This is a genomic window from Enterococcus sp. JM9B (assembly GCF_009933265.1).
GTDB lineage: Bacteria > Bacillota > Bacilli > Lactobacillales > Enterococcaceae > Enterococcus_C > Enterococcus_C songbeiensis.
In genome coordinates this window covers 51,076-69,061 of record NZ_MAEK01000041.1, presented here as the reverse complement: position 1 = coordinate 69,061, position 17,986 = coordinate 51,076, and the positions used below count along the sequence as shown (strand labels likewise).

Sequence of the window (17,986 nt, the reverse complement as noted above, 5' to 3'; positions counted from 1 at the left end):
CGCCTCCTTTTCCTCTAGTGTAGCTGAAAAATGGTGAAGAAAGAAGTATTTGGTTTTATTTCACAAAGACTTTTTTATTGAAGTCGGCAAAAGGAAAAAGTCTGTGAAATATTTCTTAATTTCATTTCTAATTGTTCCTTTTTCGGCTATAATAACAGGGAGTAGAGAAATCTATAGAGGATGATGAAAAAATGCGAAAAACAATGGACGGAAATACAGCAGCTGCCTATATTTCTTACGCCTTTACTGAATTAGCAGCAATTTATCCAATTACACCAAGTTCAACGATGGCAGAGTTGGTGGATCAATGGTCGGCAGAAGGAAAAACGAATCTTTTCGGTCAACCAGTAAAAGTGGTAGAAATGCAATCGGAAGCAGGAGCTGCCGGTGTTGTGCACGGTTCATTAAAAACCGGCGCTTTGACCTCCACGTACACAGCTTCACAAGGTCTGCTGTTAATGATTCCGAATATGTATAAGATCGCTGGTGAACTATTACCCGGAGTCTTTCATGTTGCGAGTCGTGCAGTAACGACGAATGCTCTGAATATTTTCGGCGACCATACTGATGTGATGGCAGCTCGGCAGACGGGCTTTGCAATGCTGACGGAAAGTAGTGTGCAAGAAGTTATGGATCTTTCGGCAGTTGCACATTTGGCAGCCATCGAATCCAGCTTGCCTTTCTTGAATTTCTTTGATGGCTTTCGGACCAGTCATGAAATTCAAAAAATCGAGGTGATTGATTATGAAAAACTGGCGGAATTAATTGATCAGGATAAATTGGCGGAATTTCGGCAACGGGGAATGAATCCCAATCACCCAACCGTCAGCGGAACCAATCAGAATCCGGATATCCATTTTCAACAGCGGGAGACCATCAATCAATATTATGATAAATTACCGGCAATCGTGCAAAAATATATGTTTAAAATTAATGAACTGCGAAATACAAACTATGATTTGACAACGTATTATGGGGCGGATGATGCGGAAGAATTGATAATTGCAATGGGTTCATCGGCTCAAACAATTGAACAAACCGTTGACTATTTGAATAAACAAGGACGAAAAGTTGGTTTTATCAATATTCATTTGTATCGACCATTTCCTATTGAGAATTTATTAGAAAAAATTCCAGCTACGGTTAAAGCCATTGCTGTGCTAGACCGCAGCAAAGAACCTGGTGCTGGTGGAGAACCATTACTGTTAGACGTTCAAAGTGCTTTGTATGAATCAGAAATCCGACCAATCGTGATTGGCGGTCGTTATGGTTTGGGTTCCAAAGATGTTACACCCAATCAAGTCGTTGCGGTTTTCGATGAATTAAAAAAGGGAAAATCTGGAAAGAAACGGTTCACGATCGGTATCAATGATGACGTGACCCATCTTTCGCTAGATTGTGGAGAGAGCTTGGATTTGACAAACCCAAAAACCTTCCAAGCAAAATTTTGGGGGTTTGGTTCAGACGGTACAGTTGGCGCCAATAAATCAGCAATCAAAATTATCGGTGACAATACAGAAAAATTTGCTCAGGGGTTTTTCTACTACGATTCCAAAAAATCCGGTGGACTGACAGTTTCTCATCTACGCTTCGGGGATACACCAATTCGTTCCACTTATTTGATCGAACATGCGGATTTTGTCGCTTGCCATACACCTGCCTACCTTCATACCTATGATTTGGTAAAGGGATTGAAAAAAGGCGGGACCTTCTTGTTAAATACAACATGGACTGATGAGCAGTTGCACCGTCATTTACCCAAAAAAATGAAGCGTTACTTGGCAGAAAACGAGATTTCTTTTTACACCATCAATGCCATGAAACTTGCAATGGAAGTTGGTTTGGGGAGACGAATCAATACCGCAATGGAAACAGCTTTCTTTAAATTGGCTGACATCATGCCCTTTGAAAAAGTGTTGCCTATTTTGAAGGCAGAAGCACTAAAAAGCTATGGGCATAAATCCATGACAATCGTTGAAAAAAATATTCAAGCAATCGATCGGACGGTTGAGCTGTTGCATAAAGTAGATGTACCAGCAGAATGGCGAACATTAGAAATTGAACCAGAAAAATCTGAAAATACCTCCCGCTATGTTCGGGAAATCGTCGAGCCAGTGACTGCCCAAGAAGGAAACGACCTGTCCGTGGGTACTCTAATCAATAATCAAATGACGACGGGAGAAATGCCGTTAGGAACCGCTGCTGTTGAAAAACGCGGTGTGGCGTTGGAGGTTCCTGAATGGATTAGTGATCGTTGTACGATGTGTAATGAGTGCGCATTTGTTTGTCCTCATGCTGCGATTCGTCCATTTCTTGCGGATGAAGAAGAAATGGCAGAAGCACCAGAAGGATATATTGTTCGCAGTATGCGGGGAGCAGATGGATTGAATTATCGAATCCAAGTTTCTGTCGAAGACTGTACGGGTTGCGGACTATGCGTTGAAGCTTGTCCGGCAAAAGGAAAAGCTTTGGTGATGAAACCGTATGAAGAACAAAAAGAACAAGCCATCAACTGGGCATTTGCGATGACTTTGAAACAAAAAGAAAATCCGGCAAAACCGGGAACCGTCATGGGAACACAATTCAATAAACCATTATTAGAATTTTCCGGAGCTTGTTCCGGTTGTGGTGAGACGCCATATGTCAAACTGCTAACACAAATGTATGGTGATCGGATGATGATTGCTAATGCGACAGGCTGTTCCTCCATCTGGGGTGGCGCAGCACCGGTATCTCCTTATACAACAAATGAGAACGGACAAGGTCCCGCTTGGTCCAATTCCTTGCTTGAAGACAATGCCGAATACGGTTATGGAATGTTTTTAGCCAATCAAACACGCCGCGAACAATTAGCAAAACAAATGACAGCTGTTTTGGAAAAAGTTTCGCCAGAATTACGTCAATTAATGGAAGACTGGATGTCCCATCTAAATGAAGGGTCTGGATCACAACAACGGGCAGCAAAACTTCAAGCTGCGATCGAAGCAGAACTTTTTAATGTTCCAGAGTTGGCGGCTATCTATAAAGCCAAAGATTTATTCGTGAAACCAAGTCAGTGGATGATTGGCGGCGATGGTTGGGCATACGATATTGGTTATGGCGGATTGGATCATGTGCTTGCATCTGGGGCAGATGTTAATATTCTGGTGTTGGATAATGAAGTATATTCTAATACCGGTGGGCAAATGTCAAAAGCGACACCAACTTCTGCAATCGTAAAATTTGCGGCAAGTGGAAAATATGTGTCGAAAAAAGATTTGGGAATGATGGCGATGACTTACGGAAATGTTTATGTGGCACAAGTCGCCTCTGGAGCCAATCAAATGCAAACTATCAAAGCGTTCGAAGAAGCAGAACGTTTCCCTGGACCATCGCTTATAATCGCTTATACGCCTTGTATCACCCATGGTCTGTTCGGCGGCATGCGACAATCCATTAAGGAAGCACAGGAAGCCGTAGCCAGTGGCTATTGGTCTTTGTACCGCTACAATCCTGAAGCAAGAGAAAAAGGCAAATTGCCAATGACATTGGACTATAAAAAACCGGATTTTGAACAAATGCCGGCCTTTATGAGAACCCAAGTCCGTTTTGCTTCGCTGGAAACCAACGACAAAGAACTTTCTGACAAACTTTTCGCAAAAACCGTGGATGATGCAAAAATTCGTTTTTACAATTATGCTCGTTTAGCCGGTCAAGAAGAGAAAATCAGAGGGAAATTAGAAAAAAATGATTTGGTCACAGAGCCTGAAACTCGCCCTCGACGAGAAAAAGTCGCTGATCCTGAAGCGGAAGCGCGACGGGCAGCCCGAAGAGCAGCCCGTGCGGCACGAAAAGAATAAATTTGATTCCGTGAATCTCTCTTTGCTATTGGAAGACAGATTCGCGGATTTTTCTCGACTTTTTGCAAATGGTAAGGGACAAATGAAGAAGAGAAAATGAAGGATTTTTCGAAAATTTTATGAAAATAGCAGGAAAAGTCTTTTTTTCACTAATCTAAAACGAAACCTATGGTATACTTATTTTCGTAAAGTCTTAATGTAAAGGAAGGCTGTCTATGTCATTTGATATCGGGGAATTATTCAATATCGATTATTGGAAACAACTATTTTCAGTGGATATTTTCTCACTGAAATTTTTTGTCAACATATTAGACATCTTAGTTGTTTGGTATATCGTCTACAAATTAATCAAATTGGTTCAGGGAACCAAAGCAATCCAGCTCTTTAAAGGGGTTGCAGTTTTTATCGTTATCCGGATTCTAGCGGAGATGATTGGTCTGCATACACTGTCATGGTTGATGAACCAAGTCATCACTTATGGTGTGATCGCCGCAATCGTCATTTTTCAGCCGGAGATCAGGCGGGGGTTGGAGCATTTAGGGCGAAGTTCACTGTTCCGAACGACAAAACAAGAGCAGAAAAAAGATGAGAAGATGATCACAGCCTTGGATAAAGCCGTGCAATATATGTCGCGTCGAAAAATCGGTGCCCTGATCACGATTGAGCGCAATACCGGCTTGGAGGAATACATTGAAACAGGAATTGCTCTTGATGCGGATATTACTGGGGAATTACTGATAAATATTTTTATTCCCAATACACCGTTGCATGATGGAGCAGTGATTATTCGTAATGAAAAAATCGCGGTTTCTTGTGCTTATTTGCCTTTATCGGAAAGCATGCTGATTCCCAAAGAGTTTGGTACCCGCCATCGTGCAGCCGTTGGTGTCAGTGAAATCAGTGATGCAGTAACGCTAGTCGTTTCTGAGGAAACCGGGGATGTCAGTATTACATTGAACAATGAGCTATTAGCAGGATTGAAGCAAGAAGAATACTTGACTATCTTAAGAAGAGAATTGGTTCCGGAAGATAAGGCGAAAGATAAAAATCGTAAAAATCTCCTACAGTCCTTTATTGAAGGAGTCAGTAAAGGAGGACGTAAATGATTTCCAAAGAGTCAAAAAGCAGCGTATTTTATGCAATCGTCTCTTTGTTGTTCAGTGTCGTCTTATTCTTTAATGTAAATGGGAATAATAACCTTACCGCAAGTTTGACCAGTACACCTGAAGCATACGAAGAGACGGTAACTAACGTGCCCGTTCATCCGGTCTACGATTCGTCAGAATATTATATCCACGGGTACGAGCCAACAGTGAAAGTGAAATTACGCAGTGCGAACCGGATTCAACTCAATTCAGAAGTAAATGAAGATACTCGGGGATTTCGGGTCGTTGCAGATCTTTCAAATTTAGAAGAAGGCACTCATGAGGTGAAACTACGAATCAACAAGTTAAGTAGCGCTGTGACTGCAACCGTTGATCCCGGAACAATCACAGTAACGATTGAGAAAAAAGTATCCAAGACCTTTAAAGTAGAGCCAGTAGTTTCTACAGCTAATCTGGAAGATGGTTTTCAACTGGAAAGTGCTACAGTGTCACCGAAAGAAGTCACAATCACAACTGGCGATAAGACCGCAGAACTGATCAATCGAGTGGTTGCGACTGTCGATCCTGAAAAGGTAACGTCAAAAGATTTTGAAGAAACGGTGGCGGTACAGGCGCTGGATGAAAAAGGGAACAGCTTGAGCATTTTATCCGATCCTGTCGAAGTCAACGTGAAGGTTTCATTGACCGCACCTGAAAAAACTGTTGGACTTTATGTTACCCAACAAGGTAGAATACCTTCAGGCGTGTCTGGATACACCTTTACGCTTGCGCAGCAGACAGCAGTATTGCAAGGACCGCTATCACAAATCGACTTGATCGATAGTATTGCGATTCCAGTTGATATTTCAGGAATCAATCAGACGACAACAAGGACGATTGATATTCCCGTTGAGGATGGTTTGGGCTTGACTCCGGCGAAAGTTTCTGTTGAAATCACACCAACCTTGATCCAGTCTTCCAGCGAAAGCAGTGGAGCAAGCGAGACTGTGCCTTCCCAACAAGAAGAATCCGCACAGTCTACCACAGAAGAATCAAGTACAACGCAATCAACGACAACTGAAAATTCACAAACGAATGAATCAGGAAATGACGATAATTAGACAGAGAGGGTAATAAAAATGGGAAAATATTTTGGAACAGATGGTGTAAGAGGAGAAGCAAATGTGGAGCTTACGCCAGAATTGGCATTTAAATTAGGAAGATATGGCGGGTATGTCCTTAGCCAACATGAAAGCAGTGAACGTCGCCCTCGAGTTTTAGTTGGACGAGATACTCGTATTTCAGGTCAATTACTGGAAAATGCATTGATCGCCGGTTTATTATCAGTGGGAATTGAAGTCTTTCAATTAGGCGTTATTTCGACACCTGGGGTTGCTTATCTTACTCGGGTACAAAAAGCCAGTGCCGGAGTAATGATTTCTGCATCTCATAATCCTGCCTTAGATAATGGCATCAAGTTTTTCGGGAGTGACGGATTCAAGTTAGTGGATGATCAAGAATTAGAAATTGAAGCATTATTGGATGCGCCAGAAGATAATCTGCCTCGTCCTTCTGCAGAAGGTTTGGGAACCGTGGAAGAATTTCCAGAAGGTCTACTGAAATATTCACAATTTCTTGAACAAACCATCAATGAAGATCTTTCTGGATTAACAGTTTGTATCGATGCGGCAAATGGTGCCACAGCTACTTCCGTCAATCGATTATTCGCAGATTTGGAAACAGAATTCTATACCATCGGAACGACGCCGAATGGTTTAAATATTAATGACGGTGTTGGTTCGACCCATCCAGAAAAATTAGCAGAATTCGTTGTTGAAAAAGGTGCAGATGTCGGTTTGGCCTTTGATGGAGATGGAGATCGGGTGATCGCTGTCGATGAGTTAGGAAATATTGTTGATGGCGATAAGATCATGTACATCTGTGCAAAATTTTTGTCGGAAAAGAAACGTCTAAAACAAGACACCATCGTTACTACCGTGATGAGCAATCTTGGTTTCCATAAAGCGGTAGAAGCAATCGGCTTAAAAGACGTCATCACAAAAGTCGGGGATCGGTATGTTGTAGAAGAAATGCGAAAAAATGATTACAATTTTGGTGGAGAACAATCAGGACATATGATTTTCCTAGATTTCAATACAACAGGAGACGGCATGCTTTCTGGAATTCAATTATTGAATATCATGAAACAAACCGGTAAAAAATTATCTGAATTAGCGGCAGAAGTAACGATTTATCCACAAAAATTAGTGAATATCCGAGTGTCGAATAAAAACGGTGCAATGGAGGTTCCTTTGATTAAGGAAGTCATTGAAGAAGCTGAAGCGGAAATGAATGGCGAAGGCCGTATTTTAGTTCGTCCTTCCGGAACAGAACCTTTATTACGAGTGATGGCAGAAGCACCAACTCATGAAAAGGTTGAGTATTATGTTGAAAAAATCGCAGCAGTGGTTCGCCAAGAAATCGGTATCGATTAGGAATTGATTGCAAAGCATCTTCGAAAGAAGGTGCTTTTTTTCGTGAAAAAAACTCCCTTACCAAAAACAGTAAAGGAGTCTCGAATCGTTCTACTCAACGGTAACAGATTTTGCTAAATTACGGGGTTTATCCACATCAAAGCCTCTTTCCAACGTAGCGTAGTAGGCCATGAGCTGTGTTGGAATTACGGAAATCAGACTTGTTAGTAGAGGATGAATCTGAGGCAAAAGAATCTGATCGGTTTCAGTTGCAAGGTTTTCACTGACAATCGTTAAGGTTTTTGCACCTCGGCTTTCAACTTCTTTTAGATTTCCCCGGGTATGAGAACCCGTCAAGGCATCTGTGATGATGCCTAAAACAGGTGTCCCTTCTTCGATCAAAGCAATCGTTCCATGCTTCAGCTCGCCAGCGGCAAAGCCTTCTGCTTGAATATAGGAAATTTCCTTTAATTTCAAGGCGGCTTCTAGAGAAACGTAAAAATCATTGCCACGACCAATATAAAACGCATTTCGAGTATCGGTTAAATAAGCGGCGGTCAGGTCTTGAATCAAAGCCTTTTCGGTAATCACCGACTCCATCGCAGCTGCAACCAATCCTAGTTCATGAAAAATATCGATGACAGAGGCTGATGGAATGCCCCGATTTTCACCAACTTGTTTTGCCAAGATTGCCAGAACCGCAATTTGAGCAGTGTACGCTTTTGTGGATGCCACGGCAATTTCCGGTCCAGCATGCAGCAGCAAGGTATAGGTGGCTTCTCGAGAAAGAGTTGACCCGGCAACATTTGTGATTGTCAGGGAAGGATAACCGAGTTGATTGGTTTTTACCAATACTTGACGACTATCGGCCGTTTCTCCACTTTGGGTGAGGTAGATAAAGAAAGGTTTCTCTGATAGCAAAGGCATATTATAGCCGAACTCACTGGATAAGTGGACCTCTACTGGTAACTGAGTCAATGTTTCAATCAATTTTTTCGCAGCCCAACCTGCGTGACTGCTGGTTCCGCAAGCAACGATATAAATGCGATCACTGCCGCTGATTGCTTGGATCAAAGAAGAATCGATGGTGCCTTGACCGGCTTCATCTGCATAATATTGAACCAGTCGACGCATAACGGCAGGCTGTTCATCGATTTCTTTGAGCATATAATAAGGATATGGTCCTTTTTCGATATCCGTCAGATCGAAATCTGCTTCGTAGGATGCACGTTGAACGGGGGTCCCGTTTTGATCTTCAATTGCAATGGAGGTCGCTTGAACTACTACCAACTCACCATCTTCCAACTCAACGAATTGATTAGTTTGATCCAACATGGCCAAGGCATCACTGCAAATAACATTAAAGCCGTCACCCAGACCTAGTAAAAGAGGGCTCTTGTTTTTCGCTACATAAATTGTTTCTGGGTCTTGTTTGTCTACCAGAGCAAAGGCGTATGAGCCGTGAATCAAGGTCAGGGCTTTTTTGAAGGCTTCTTTTACTGTGATATCCGGTGTCAATAATTTTTCGATTAAGTGTACAACGATTTCAGTATCTGTCTGCCCGATGAAACTATCATTTTTTAGGTACGTTTGGTGCAAGTCTTCGAAATTTTCGATTACCCCGTTGTGAACCAACACTAGACGTTGACTGGTAGAGGTATGGGGATGGGCGTTGGCTTCACTTGGTTTGCCGTGAGTTGCCCAGCGGGTATGCCCGATGCCAATCGTTCCTGTAATATCAGGAGTGATTTTTTCTTCTAGTTTCTTGATTCTTCCCTGTGCTTTGATCAGGTGCTGCTGCTTTTGGTCCGCAACAAAAAGACCGGCAGAGTCATAACCCCGGTACTCCAAACGTTCCAATCCATTTAAAATTACTTTTTCTGCATGATTCTTTCCAACAATTCCAACAATTCCGCACATAATGAGTTTTCCTGCTTTCCTAGTCATTATATGTTTCTATCTGCGTGACAAAGGGTTTGTTAAAGCCTTGCGACCTCATTTTGTCTTTGTCTGTAGAGTGCAGTCCCTAGAGCCATCCGCCGAAATTTTCGATAAGCTCTTTCCTCGTCATCTGTGAAAAACAGACCAGGCGCTATCCGATTGGTATATATAAATCTCCTTGTTTTATTTTATAGAAACATAGGAATAGAGTAAAAGAAAAAGAAGGGTTTGTCAATTATTTTTTTATTTAATCGCTATTGGTATATATAGATATAGAAAACTTTTTAAGAGAATAAAAAAATCCACTATCATATTTTCTAATAATTCGATACAATAAATAAGTATAAGAAGAGGTGAGATGATGGAAAATCAAGTACGTTGTATGACATTTAAAGAATTAAAGGAAGTCCTCCAACAATTAGAGGCTGATCCTACCGTGAATGATGAAACAAAAATCTTTTTAGATACTGGTTGGGATAGTTTGCAGGAAATACTTCCCGGAGCTATCACCCGTCAAGAAGCCCAACAATTTCAAGTGGAAGATCCACTGTCAAAAGAGTTGTTCAATGGGTACGCGTCTCTCGCGAAAGCAGAAAAGATGAAGGCAAGCGGAGAAACAGAAACAGTGATCGTGATTGAAAATCTATATTAAGAAAATAGGGGTGGAGAAATGAATAAGCGCAGATGGGTAGCGGTAGCAATCGCAGCCGGATTGTTTTTATTTGCAGCAGTGACTGCAATGACCGGACCGACTAAAGAGGAACAGGAACAAGTTTTAAGCGGAATCAATGGTTTACTTTACGGTACCAATGAAATGGGAGAAACAATCATTGAAGAAGGATCGTCTGATTCGCGGATTGTTGAAATTTCCGTTGATGGGACGATTGCGGATTCTGGTGAGAGTGGCTTATTCAGCACGGAAACCTATAATCATCAAGATTTTTTGCAACAGCTTAAAGCAATTCAAGAAGATTCAACAATTAAAGGGATTTTGTTAGAGGTCAATTCTCCAGGTGGCGGAGTTTATGAAAGTGCTGAAATTGCCAAAGAAATGAAAAAAATCAAAGAATTAGGAATTCCTTACTATGTCAGCATGAAAAACATGGCGGCCAGCGGGGGATATTATATTTCCGCTGGAGCAGAGAAGATTTTTGGTACGGATGAAACGGTGACCGGATCAATCGGGGTCATCATGTCAGGAATCAACTATGCGGGATTGTTTGAAAAATTAGGAATCGAAGACCAAACGTATAAAAGCGGTGCTTTAAAAGATATGGGTTCTGCTCAACGAAAACCTACTGAAGCGGACAACAAAGTGCTGCAAAGTTTTGTTGACAGTGCCTATGGTCGTTTTGTCAAAGTGGTTGCAGAAGGACGAGAGATGAGCGAAGAGGCTGTCCGAAAACTTGCTGATGGCAGAATCTATGATGGTGCGCAGGCAAAAGAAAATGGACTGATCGATGCTTTAGGTTTTCCTGAAGATGCTTTGGCACAACTAAAAAAAGACCATGATTTAGAAAATGCTGAAGTTTTTTCTTATGAGGCTGCGACCACCGGGTTTGCGTCTACTTGGTTGGGATCAAGTCTGGCTGAAGTTCAAGGATTAAAAATGTCTGAAACCAGCCGGGTACTTTCTTTATTAGATAGCATTGGAACCGCCGAAGCACCAAAGCCTTTGTATTATTACGGAGGTGAATAATATGACGGAAGAAAAGTATGATGAAGCAGTAAACAATCAAAAAGAAACCGAGGTACAGGAAAAAATACCTGAAGCGACAGTTACTGAGAAAAATGACAGCAAGCAGCATGCTAGTGGACCACAAGTCGGACCGGAAATTTATTATCAACCTTCGACGGATGAACCTTTTACGCAAGAAGAAATTACTGACCGTCAAAAAAATTGGCGACGATTTGAAGAAACCAAAGAAAACTATCGCTTCAATCATTTTCCAGCGTATTTTTATGCCGGTTTTTGGATTCGCTTCTTTGCTTTTTTATTAGACATCCTATGTATTCAGGCAATTACTTCGAGTACGATTGGCTTGTTCTATCGTTTGAGAGGACAAACACCTGATAGCGGTTTTCTAAGTGTTTATGCTTTGCTGAGCCTGGCTATTTATCTTGTCTATTTTATTTTACTGACCAAATTGAACAAAGGCCAAACAATTGGAAAAATGGTTTTTGGAATTCGTGTTGTTAGTTTGGATCAAGAGGAATTGAGCTGGGCGACAGTGCTTGTTCGCGAGGGAGCTTGCCGATTTATTCTCAAATCATTTCCCTTCATTTTGGGTTATCTACCGGCAGCATTTTCGAGGAAAAAACAACATTTGGGGGATTACTTTTCCGGTACGGCAGTGGTAACCTTAAACATGATTAAGGCTTTCAATAAAGAAATCCACGTATAATTTAGTGCTACTTATATCCATTCTTGGAACGGCTTGAGCAACAACAGCTGTTCCAAACTTATTTTAAAGGAGCTATCCATAATGGGAGATACGGTAAAATTTCCAGATGAATACCAAAGACTTTTGTGGCAAGGCCAGCAGCTAATGGAGAAGGCAGAGTATCTTGGAGCGGCAGCGGCTTTTGAAAAGGCGTACCAGCTTGCACCGAATTTTGATAATCATTTGCTTTGGACAAAAGCATTAGTTAAACTGGAAGACTTCGACAAAGTACTGCGAATCGCGGAAGATTGGTATGAAGAATATTTCTCTCACAGGACTGGCTTTCGTTTATATACGCAAACACTGCTTTTGAGTCGGCGATTTTTGAAGGCAAGAGAATATTTGTTAATAGGAAAAAAAGCGAAAAAAATAGACAACATACTGATAGAGGAGCTTTTTCAGCAATTGCAGCAGTTAGAAAATATCCAGCAACTGGTGGACCCTGAATCTGTTCCGCAAAAGCGCAGATTGCTACGGGAATTCGATCAAGCAATCGGTCCGATTTCAAAGAATGACTGGGATGTGTTTACTCAAAACGTGACCTATTTATCATTTCTTTCGCTAATAAAGGAATTTTTACCAATCGCAACGAATCCTTTTGTGCGGCCTCGCTTAGCTGAGGAGTTGGTGAAGCTGGAGTGTAATAAGATTTTTGTTGTCAAAAGCTTGGAAGGCACCTTGCAGGAATTTCAACCCAACTTGCTGACGCTGCCGGAAAAGGCAGAAAGCTTGCAACAAATGATTCGACATGTGGAAGAAACAACGGGCCAAGATGATCCTGCCCTATCAGCAGCGATAGTAGCAGAGATTCAGGCGCATTTTGCGCTGGCTTTTCCTTTTCCTCCCCAGGAGCTTCAACCAGAAGCATGGGCGGAAAGTTATGTTTTGGAATACGCAGCCATGTTTGGAAATGAGGACGCCAATCGCGAATTAATGCGTTATCAGGAAATCCAGCAGGAAAAAACCCGATTTCGGGAATTTTTTCAACAATTAATCGAGAAAAATCGCTAGAAAACAAGAAAGTTTCAACCCTAAATATTTACATTTCAAAAGGGTTAGTGTACTATTGAAAAGTATGCATGAAGTTATTTCATATGTAAAATTATTAAAACATTCGGAGGGAAATACATGACTGCAAAATGGGAAAAAACAGGCACCAATGATGGTGTATTGACATTTTCGATTGCACAAGAAGAAATTCAAAAAGGGCTGAATCAAGCTTTCAATAAAGTGAAGGGCAACTTAAATGTCCCTGGATTCCGTAAAGGAAAAGTATCACGCCAAGTATTTAATCGTATCTATGGCGAAGAAGCATTGTTTGAAGATGCATTGAACGCTGTTTTACCAGAAGCGTATGAAGCTGCTGTTGCAGAAGCTGGCATTGATCCTGTTTCACAACCAAAAATCGATGTTGAAAGCATGAACAAAGGGGAAGACTGGACAATCAAAGCAGAAGTTACAGTTAAACCTGAGGTAAAACTAGGCGAATACAAAAATCTGACGGTTGAAAAACAAGACCGTGAAGTTTCTGAAGACGATGTTGACGCACGCATCAAACGGGAACAAGAACAACAAGCAGATTTAGTAATTAAAGAAGACGAAGCAGCTGAAAACGGCGACACAGTTGTTATTGACTTTGAAGGTTTTGTGAATGATGAAGCCTTTGAAGGCGGAAAAGGTGAAAACCATTCCTTAGAACTTGGATCAGGTTCATTTATTCCTGGGTTTGAAGAACAATTAGTCGGACACAAAGCTGGCGATAATTTAGATGTAACTGTGACTTTCCCAGAAGATTACCAAGCAGAAGATTTAGCTGGTAAAGAAGCAGTCTTTAAAGTGACTGTTCATGAAGTCAAAGCAAAAGAACTTCCTGAATTAGACGATGATTTTGCCAAAGACATCGACGAAGAAGTTAACTCACTTGATGAATTGAAAGAAAAATACCGCAAAGAACTAGCTGAAACAAAAGAAAAAGCAGCAGAAGATGCAAAAGATGAAGCTGCAATTCGTCAAGCAGTTGAAAACGCAGAAATTCTTGACTTACCACATGTAATGGTTCATGACGAAGTTCACCGTTCAATGGACGAATTCCTAAACAACATGCAACGTCAAGGAATCTCAGCAGAAATGTATTACCAATTAACTGGTTCAACAGAAGAAGATTTGCATAAACAATTTGAAGGCGAAGCAGAAATGCGCGTTAAAACAAATCTAGTTATCGAAGCAATCGCTAAAGAAGAAAATCTAGAAGCGTCTGCAGAAGATGTAGCAAAAGAAATCAAAGAACTTTCTGAAGCATACAACATGCCAGAGGACCAAATCAAAAATGTTTTAACAGAAGATATGTTGAAACATGACATTACGATGAAACAAGCAGTTGAACTTGTAACGGGAACAGCTGTAGAAAAATAATCTTCCATCTTTCTTAGGAAGAGTTTGATTGAAAGAAAGTATCGATAGCCTCGATGCTTTCTTTTTCTTCCTTAAAAAAGAGTAAAAAGTTCTAAGAAAATGCAAAATCCCCCATCTATCGATGAATCCAATCGAAAGAACTTTTTCTTTTTTTTAAATTATGTTATGATTATAAAAGACTGAAAAAGTCTGTATCTTATTCCACTCGTTAACGAGCTTGGAAAATTCAAGAGGTGAAAACCATGTACGACAATTCTAACGGTAGTGAAACAGTACGCTGTTCTTTTTGCGGTAAAACACAAGAAGAAGTCAAAAAGATCGTAGCTGGTCCCGGCGTCTACATTTGTAACGAGTGTATTGATTTGTGCAAGGAGATCATTGATGAGGAATTATATGAAGAAGCGGTCCGTGAATTTACGGAAGTGCCGAAACCTCAAGAGATCTTAAGTATTTTAAATGATTATGTCATCGGACAAGACCGTGCGAAAAGAGCATTGGCGGTGGCGGTTTATAACCATTACAAACGGGTAAATGCAGAAGTAACGTCAGAAGACGAAGTAGAATTGCAAAAGAGCAATATTTGTCTAATTGGCCCAACTGGTTCTGGAAAGACCTTTTTAGCGCAAACTTTAGCAAAAACCTTGAACGTGCCTTTTGCGATCGCTGATGCGACAAGTTTGACTGAAGCAGGCTACGTTGGGGAAGACGTTGAAAATATCTTGCTAAAACTATTACAGGCAGCCGATTACAATGTTGATCGCGCTGAAAAAGGCATCATCTATATTGATGAAATTGATAAAATTGCCCGTAAAAGTGAAAATGTATCGATCACTCGGGATGTTTCCGGTGAAGGCGTACAGCAAGCGTTACTGAAAATTTTAGAAGGTACCGAAGCGAGTGTGCCTCCGCAAGGCGGACGCAAACATCCCCATCAAGAAATGATCCAAATCGATACGACAAATATTTTGTTTATCGTAGGTGGCGCCTTTGATGGCATCGAAACCATTGTAAAAAATCGAATGGGTGAAAAAACAATCGGTTTTGGTACCAACAATCGGAAAATCGGTGAAAATGAAAGTGTGATGCAACACATCATTCCGGAAGATTTACTGAAATTTGGGTTGATTCCTGAATTTATCGGACGTTTGCCGGTAATGGCAGCATTGGATAAATTAACCAATGAAGATTTGGTTCGTATTTTGACCGAACCTAAAAATGCTTTAGTTAAGCAATATAAAAAATTGCTGGCACTAGATGAAACAAAGTTAGAATTTGAACCGACAGCGCTAAAAGCGATTGCTGACAAAGCCATCGAACGAAATACCGGCGCTCGAGGCTTGCGTTCGATCATTGAAGATATCATGATGGATGTGATGTTTGATATTCCATCTGAAACAGGGATTGAAAAGGTGATTATCACTGAACTGGCAGCCAAAGGACAGGGCCAACCAGAAATCGTCTACACAGAGAAAAAAGCAGGATAACAAAAGAAAGCCGGTCGACGAAATTCTCGTCCCGGCTCTCTGTTTGTCATTCGTTTGAAAGGAGTAAAAACATGAAAGTTCACTCAGCCGAAATCGTGATCAGTGCAGTTGCACCGAAACAATATCCTGAAAGCCAACTGCCGGAAATTGCCTTGGCAGGTCGCTCCAATGTGGGGAAATCTTCTTTCATCAATACGTTGATTGATCGGCGGAATTTGGCACGAACCTCATCCAAACCCGGAAAAACCCAGACGTTGAATTTTTATTTAATTGAAGAAAGTTTGTATTTTGTCGATGTCCCAGGATATGGTTATGCAAAAGTTTCAAAAACCGAACGGGCAAAGTGGGGAAAAATGATTGAAACATATATCACTCAGCGGGAGCAACTAAAAGCGGTCGTCTCCTTAGTTGATATGCGTCATGCCCCTAGTCAAGAAGATATTCAGATGTATCAATTTTTGAGCTATTATCATATACCGATCATCGTTGTCGCCACCAAAGCAGACAAAATTCCCCGGGGAAAATGGAACAAACATGAATCAATGATCAAAAAGGCATTGAATTTTAATCCAAGAGATCAGTTTATTATTTTCTCTTCTGTGACAAAAGAAGGAAAAGAAACTGCTTGGCAGGCTATTGAAGAAGCAATCAAAAACGACCAACACGTTTAATCGTCTTGGTCGTTTTTTTTGTCTTTTGTCTTTTTTTCTGGTTTTAGAAAACGTTCAATTGCTTTATTTTCTTCCACTACTTTTTCTTTTTGATCGGGTAAAATGGCGAATTCTTCAAACATTTTATCCAATGAATCTTCACGTTGAAATTTTAAGCCCATGATTGCCACCTCCGCTAGGTCTAGTTTAGCACGAAATGCTTCTTTTTTCATTGCTTTTGCTAGAACCTATTTCTTTTTTTTCTTTTGCGTTTTCGTTATAATTAGATTAGCAAATGATTAAAAAACGAAAGGAGAGGGGGAAAATGCAAAAAACCGAACGTGTGATGGCGACGATTCAATATCGTTCTTTATCCAAAAAAATGATTCAGCGGCACACGCAGGATTGGTTTGTTCTGATTCGTTTATTGTATGAACCAATCTATATGAAAATCGCAGAGGAATCCTATACCCAATTTTCCCTGATTCGTTGCCGAGAAACTATTGAGCAATTAGGCACTCATGAAGATTTTTCGATCATTGTTGGAAATGGGACGAATGAGTCCACCTTTTATTTGTTTGAAGGAGAGTTATTAGAAAAGCACATTATTCAAAGGAAGATTTTTGAAGAAAAACGAGAATTATTTCTCAATTACGTAGAAACGCAGGCTCACCAAAAGGGATTGTTTGCGTCGATTCGCTCCTATGATGAATATCTCTATCACAATACAGAAAAGATTGAACAGCGATTACTTTTTGAGACACAAGAAGAAGTAGATGAGTTGCCAAAAAGGAAAAATTTTCGTGGAGAAGTGATTGTAGACTGCAATCAGTTTTCTGGGTACGATGTGAATTATCGTGGATTCTGGCTGACTTCGTGTTGGCGGCTCTATTTTCATACTAGCTACCACCAAATCATTCCTCTGCCTTTATTTGCCGATATTCAGCAGGTGGAACGGGTACAGCAAATCGATGAGCTGGTAATTATTGAATTATACAAAGATCCTTTTCGTTGGGATGAGTCGGCAAATGCGAACTATCAACGGTTGTTTCGTGATCAAATTGGGATTGATCAATTGGCATGGGACAATGGCGTGGGAATTTTTCGAGAACCATTTGTAGAATACGCATTTAATGGCAATATGATTCAAACTGTGCAATACCAAAATGATCGCTTGCAGCCAATCGAAAAGAAAAAAGCTTCCCATTTTGTTACACGGACGTATGACATCGTTCGCCGTCATTATCAGGAAAAACGAGTGAAGGGCGAACTAAATGCACGAGCTTATTTTCCCTGGGTAGATGAACAAGGAATGAAGATGATGAATTATCTTGTGTTAAATCCTGAATATGCCATTGATGAAGGATTTTCGGCGTACATGTATTATATTCGCAACTATTTGGAAATCAATGTTTGTGATGAAAATTATCCTGAATTCAAGGCGATTTTGACGATTTATATTCCGGACGACTATTTAAAAAAAATCCCCTTCAAAAAATTGAAGGAAACCATGACGGATATTCGCTTTAGTCGTTTAAGACAGCGAAAAGGAAAATCCTTCTTTGATTTAAAGAAAGGGAAAAACCATTTACGTGTTGTTTTCATGAATTATTCGACCTTTGAACAACTGGAAACAAGAGGACTAGGAGGCTGATTG

The 17,986-nt window shown here is 40.7% G+C and carries 14 protein-coding genes; 12 read left to right on the top strand and 2 right to left on the bottom strand.

What is annotated here, in order from left to right:
- The first annotated feature begins 203 nt into the window (after positions 1–203).
- The 4 genes from nifJ to glmM all read left to right on the top strand — a co-directional run bounded on the left by nifJ (position 204) and on the right by glmM (position 7,419).
- Positions 204–3,839: a pyruvate:ferredoxin (flavodoxin) oxidoreductase gene (gene nifJ / locus BAU16_RS12990; RefSeq protein WP_137605499.1), complete on the top strand. Its 3,636-nt coding sequence runs from the start codon at positions 204–206 to the stop codon at positions 3,837–3,839.
- Between the two features lie 215 nt (positions 3,840–4,054).
- On the top strand, positions 4,055–4,945 hold the full coding sequence (gene cdaA, locus BAU16_RS12985) for a diadenylate cyclase CdaA (RefSeq protein WP_137605464.1): 891 nt from the start codon (positions 4,055–4,057) through the stop codon (positions 4,943–4,945).
- On the top strand, positions 4,942–6,045 hold the full coding sequence (locus tag BAU16_RS12980) for a CdaR family protein (RefSeq protein WP_171000819.1): 1,104 nt from the start codon (positions 4,942–4,944) through the stop codon (positions 6,043–6,045). The genes cdaA and BAU16_RS12980 overlap by 4 nt, the downstream gene beginning before the upstream one ends.
- A gap of 18 nt (positions 6,046–6,063) precedes the next feature.
- Positions 6,064–7,419, top strand: a complete 1,356-nt coding sequence (gene glmM / locus BAU16_RS12975) for a phosphoglucosamine mutase (RefSeq protein ID WP_048602980.1) — start codon at positions 6,064–6,066, stop codon at positions 7,417–7,419.
- 90 nt (positions 7,420–7,509) lie between these two features.
- Here the strand turns inward: glmM and glmS are convergent, their stop codons facing one another.
- Entirely contained in the window at positions 7,510–9,318 is a 1,809-nt protein-coding gene (gene glmS, locus BAU16_RS12970; protein WP_161527232.1) for a glutamine--fructose-6-phosphate transaminase (isomerizing), read from the bottom strand.
- Positions 9,319–9,700: 382 nt separating this feature from the next.
- Between glmS and BAU16_RS12965 the strand changes: the two genes are divergently transcribed.
- From BAU16_RS12965 to yihA, 7 genes are all read left to right on the top strand, one after another.
- A complete protein-coding gene (locus tag BAU16_RS12965) occupies positions 9,701–9,991 on the top strand; it encodes a hypothetical protein (RefSeq protein WP_137605462.1) in 291 nt (96 codons plus the stop codon).
- An 18-nt stretch (positions 9,992–10,009) separates the two neighbouring features.
- Complete coding sequence (sppA, locus tag BAU16_RS12960; protein ID WP_161527231.1) at positions 10,010–11,038, top strand: signal peptide peptidase SppA; 1,029 nt, start codon at positions 10,010–10,012, stop codon at positions 11,036–11,038.
- A gap of 64 nt (positions 11,039–11,102) precedes the next feature.
- The gene (locus BAU16_RS12955) at positions 11,103–11,744 is read left to right on the top strand and encodes an RDD family protein (protein WP_371851514.1); all 642 of its coding nucleotides are present in this window, start codon (positions 11,103–11,105) and stop codon (positions 11,742–11,744) included.
- A gap of 81 nt (positions 11,745–11,825) precedes the next feature.
- The gene (locus BAU16_RS12950; protein WP_137605460.1) at positions 11,826–12,794 is read left to right on the top strand and encodes a hypothetical protein; all 969 of its coding nucleotides are present in this window, start codon (positions 11,826–11,828) and stop codon (positions 12,792–12,794) included.
- A 117-nt stretch (positions 12,795–12,911) separates the two neighbouring features.
- Entirely contained in the window at positions 12,912–14,195 is a 1,284-nt protein-coding gene (gene tig, locus BAU16_RS12945; RefSeq protein WP_137605459.1) for a trigger factor, read from the top strand.
- A gap of 242 nt (positions 14,196–14,437) precedes the next feature.
- Positions 14,438–15,679, top strand: a complete 1,242-nt coding sequence (gene clpX, locus BAU16_RS12940; RefSeq protein WP_048602974.1) for an ATP-dependent Clp protease ATP-binding subunit ClpX — start codon at positions 14,438–14,440, stop codon at positions 15,677–15,679.
- 71 nt (positions 15,680–15,750) lie between these two features.
- Positions 15,751–16,350, top strand: a complete 600-nt coding sequence (gene yihA, locus BAU16_RS12935) for a ribosome biogenesis GTP-binding protein YihA/YsxC (RefSeq protein ID WP_048602973.1) — start codon at positions 15,751–15,753, stop codon at positions 16,348–16,350.
- Here the strand turns inward: yihA and BAU16_RS13620 are convergent.
- Entirely contained in the window at positions 16,347–16,511 is a 165-nt protein-coding gene (locus BAU16_RS13620; protein WP_171000818.1) for an SPJ_0845 family protein, read from the bottom strand. The genes yihA and BAU16_RS13620 overlap by 4 nt on opposite strands.
- Positions 16,512–16,654: 143 nt before the next feature.
- On the opposite strand from BAU16_RS13620, the gene BAU16_RS12930 reads away from it, so the two are divergent.
- Entirely contained in the window at positions 16,655–17,983 is a 1,329-nt protein-coding gene (locus BAU16_RS12930) for a hypothetical protein (RefSeq protein ID WP_161527230.1), read from the top strand.
- Positions 17,984–17,986: the final 3 nt, after the last annotated feature.

Bases quoted from the DNA above. Each gene is read 5' to 3' on its own strand.
- nifJ (WP_137605499.1), top strand. From the start codon at position 204: ATGGACGGAAATACAGCAGCTGCCTATATTTCTTACGCCTTTACTGAA.
- cdaA (WP_137605464.1), top strand. From the start codon at position 4,055: ATGTCATTTGATATCGGGGAATTATTCAATATCGATTATTGGAAACAA.
- BAU16_RS12980 (WP_171000819.1), top strand. From the start codon at position 4,942: ATGATTTCCAAAGAGTCAAAAAGCAGCGTATTTTATGCAATCGTCTCT.
- glmM (WP_048602980.1), top strand. From the start codon at position 6,064: ATGGGAAAATATTTTGGAACAGATGGTGTAAGAGGAGAAGCAAATGTG.
- glmS (WP_161527232.1), bottom strand. From the start codon at position 9,318: ATGTGCGGAATTGTTGGAATTGTTGGAAAGAATCATGCAGAAAAAGTA.
- BAU16_RS12965 (WP_137605462.1), top strand. From the start codon at position 9,701: ATGGAAAATCAAGTACGTTGTATGACATTTAAAGAATTAAAGGAAGTC.
- sppA (WP_161527231.1), top strand. From the start codon at position 10,010: ATGAATAAGCGCAGATGGGTAGCGGTAGCAATCGCAGCCGGATTGTTT.
- BAU16_RS12950 (WP_137605460.1), top strand. From the start codon at position 11,826: ATGGGAGATACGGTAAAATTTCCAGATGAATACCAAAGACTTTTGTGG.
- tig (WP_137605459.1), top strand. From the start codon at position 12,912: ATGACTGCAAAATGGGAAAAAACAGGCACCAATGATGGTGTATTGACA.
- clpX (WP_048602974.1), top strand. From the start codon at position 14,438: ATGTACGACAATTCTAACGGTAGTGAAACAGTACGCTGTTCTTTTTGC.
- yihA (WP_048602973.1), top strand. From the start codon at position 15,751: ATGAAAGTTCACTCAGCCGAAATCGTGATCAGTGCAGTTGCACCGAAA.
- BAU16_RS13620 (WP_171000818.1), bottom strand. From the start codon at position 16,511: ATGGGCTTAAAATTTCAACGTGAAGATTCATTGGATAAAATGTTTGAA.
- BAU16_RS12930 (WP_161527230.1), top strand. From the start codon at position 16,655: ATGCAAAAAACCGAACGTGTGATGGCGACGATTCAATATCGTTCTTTA.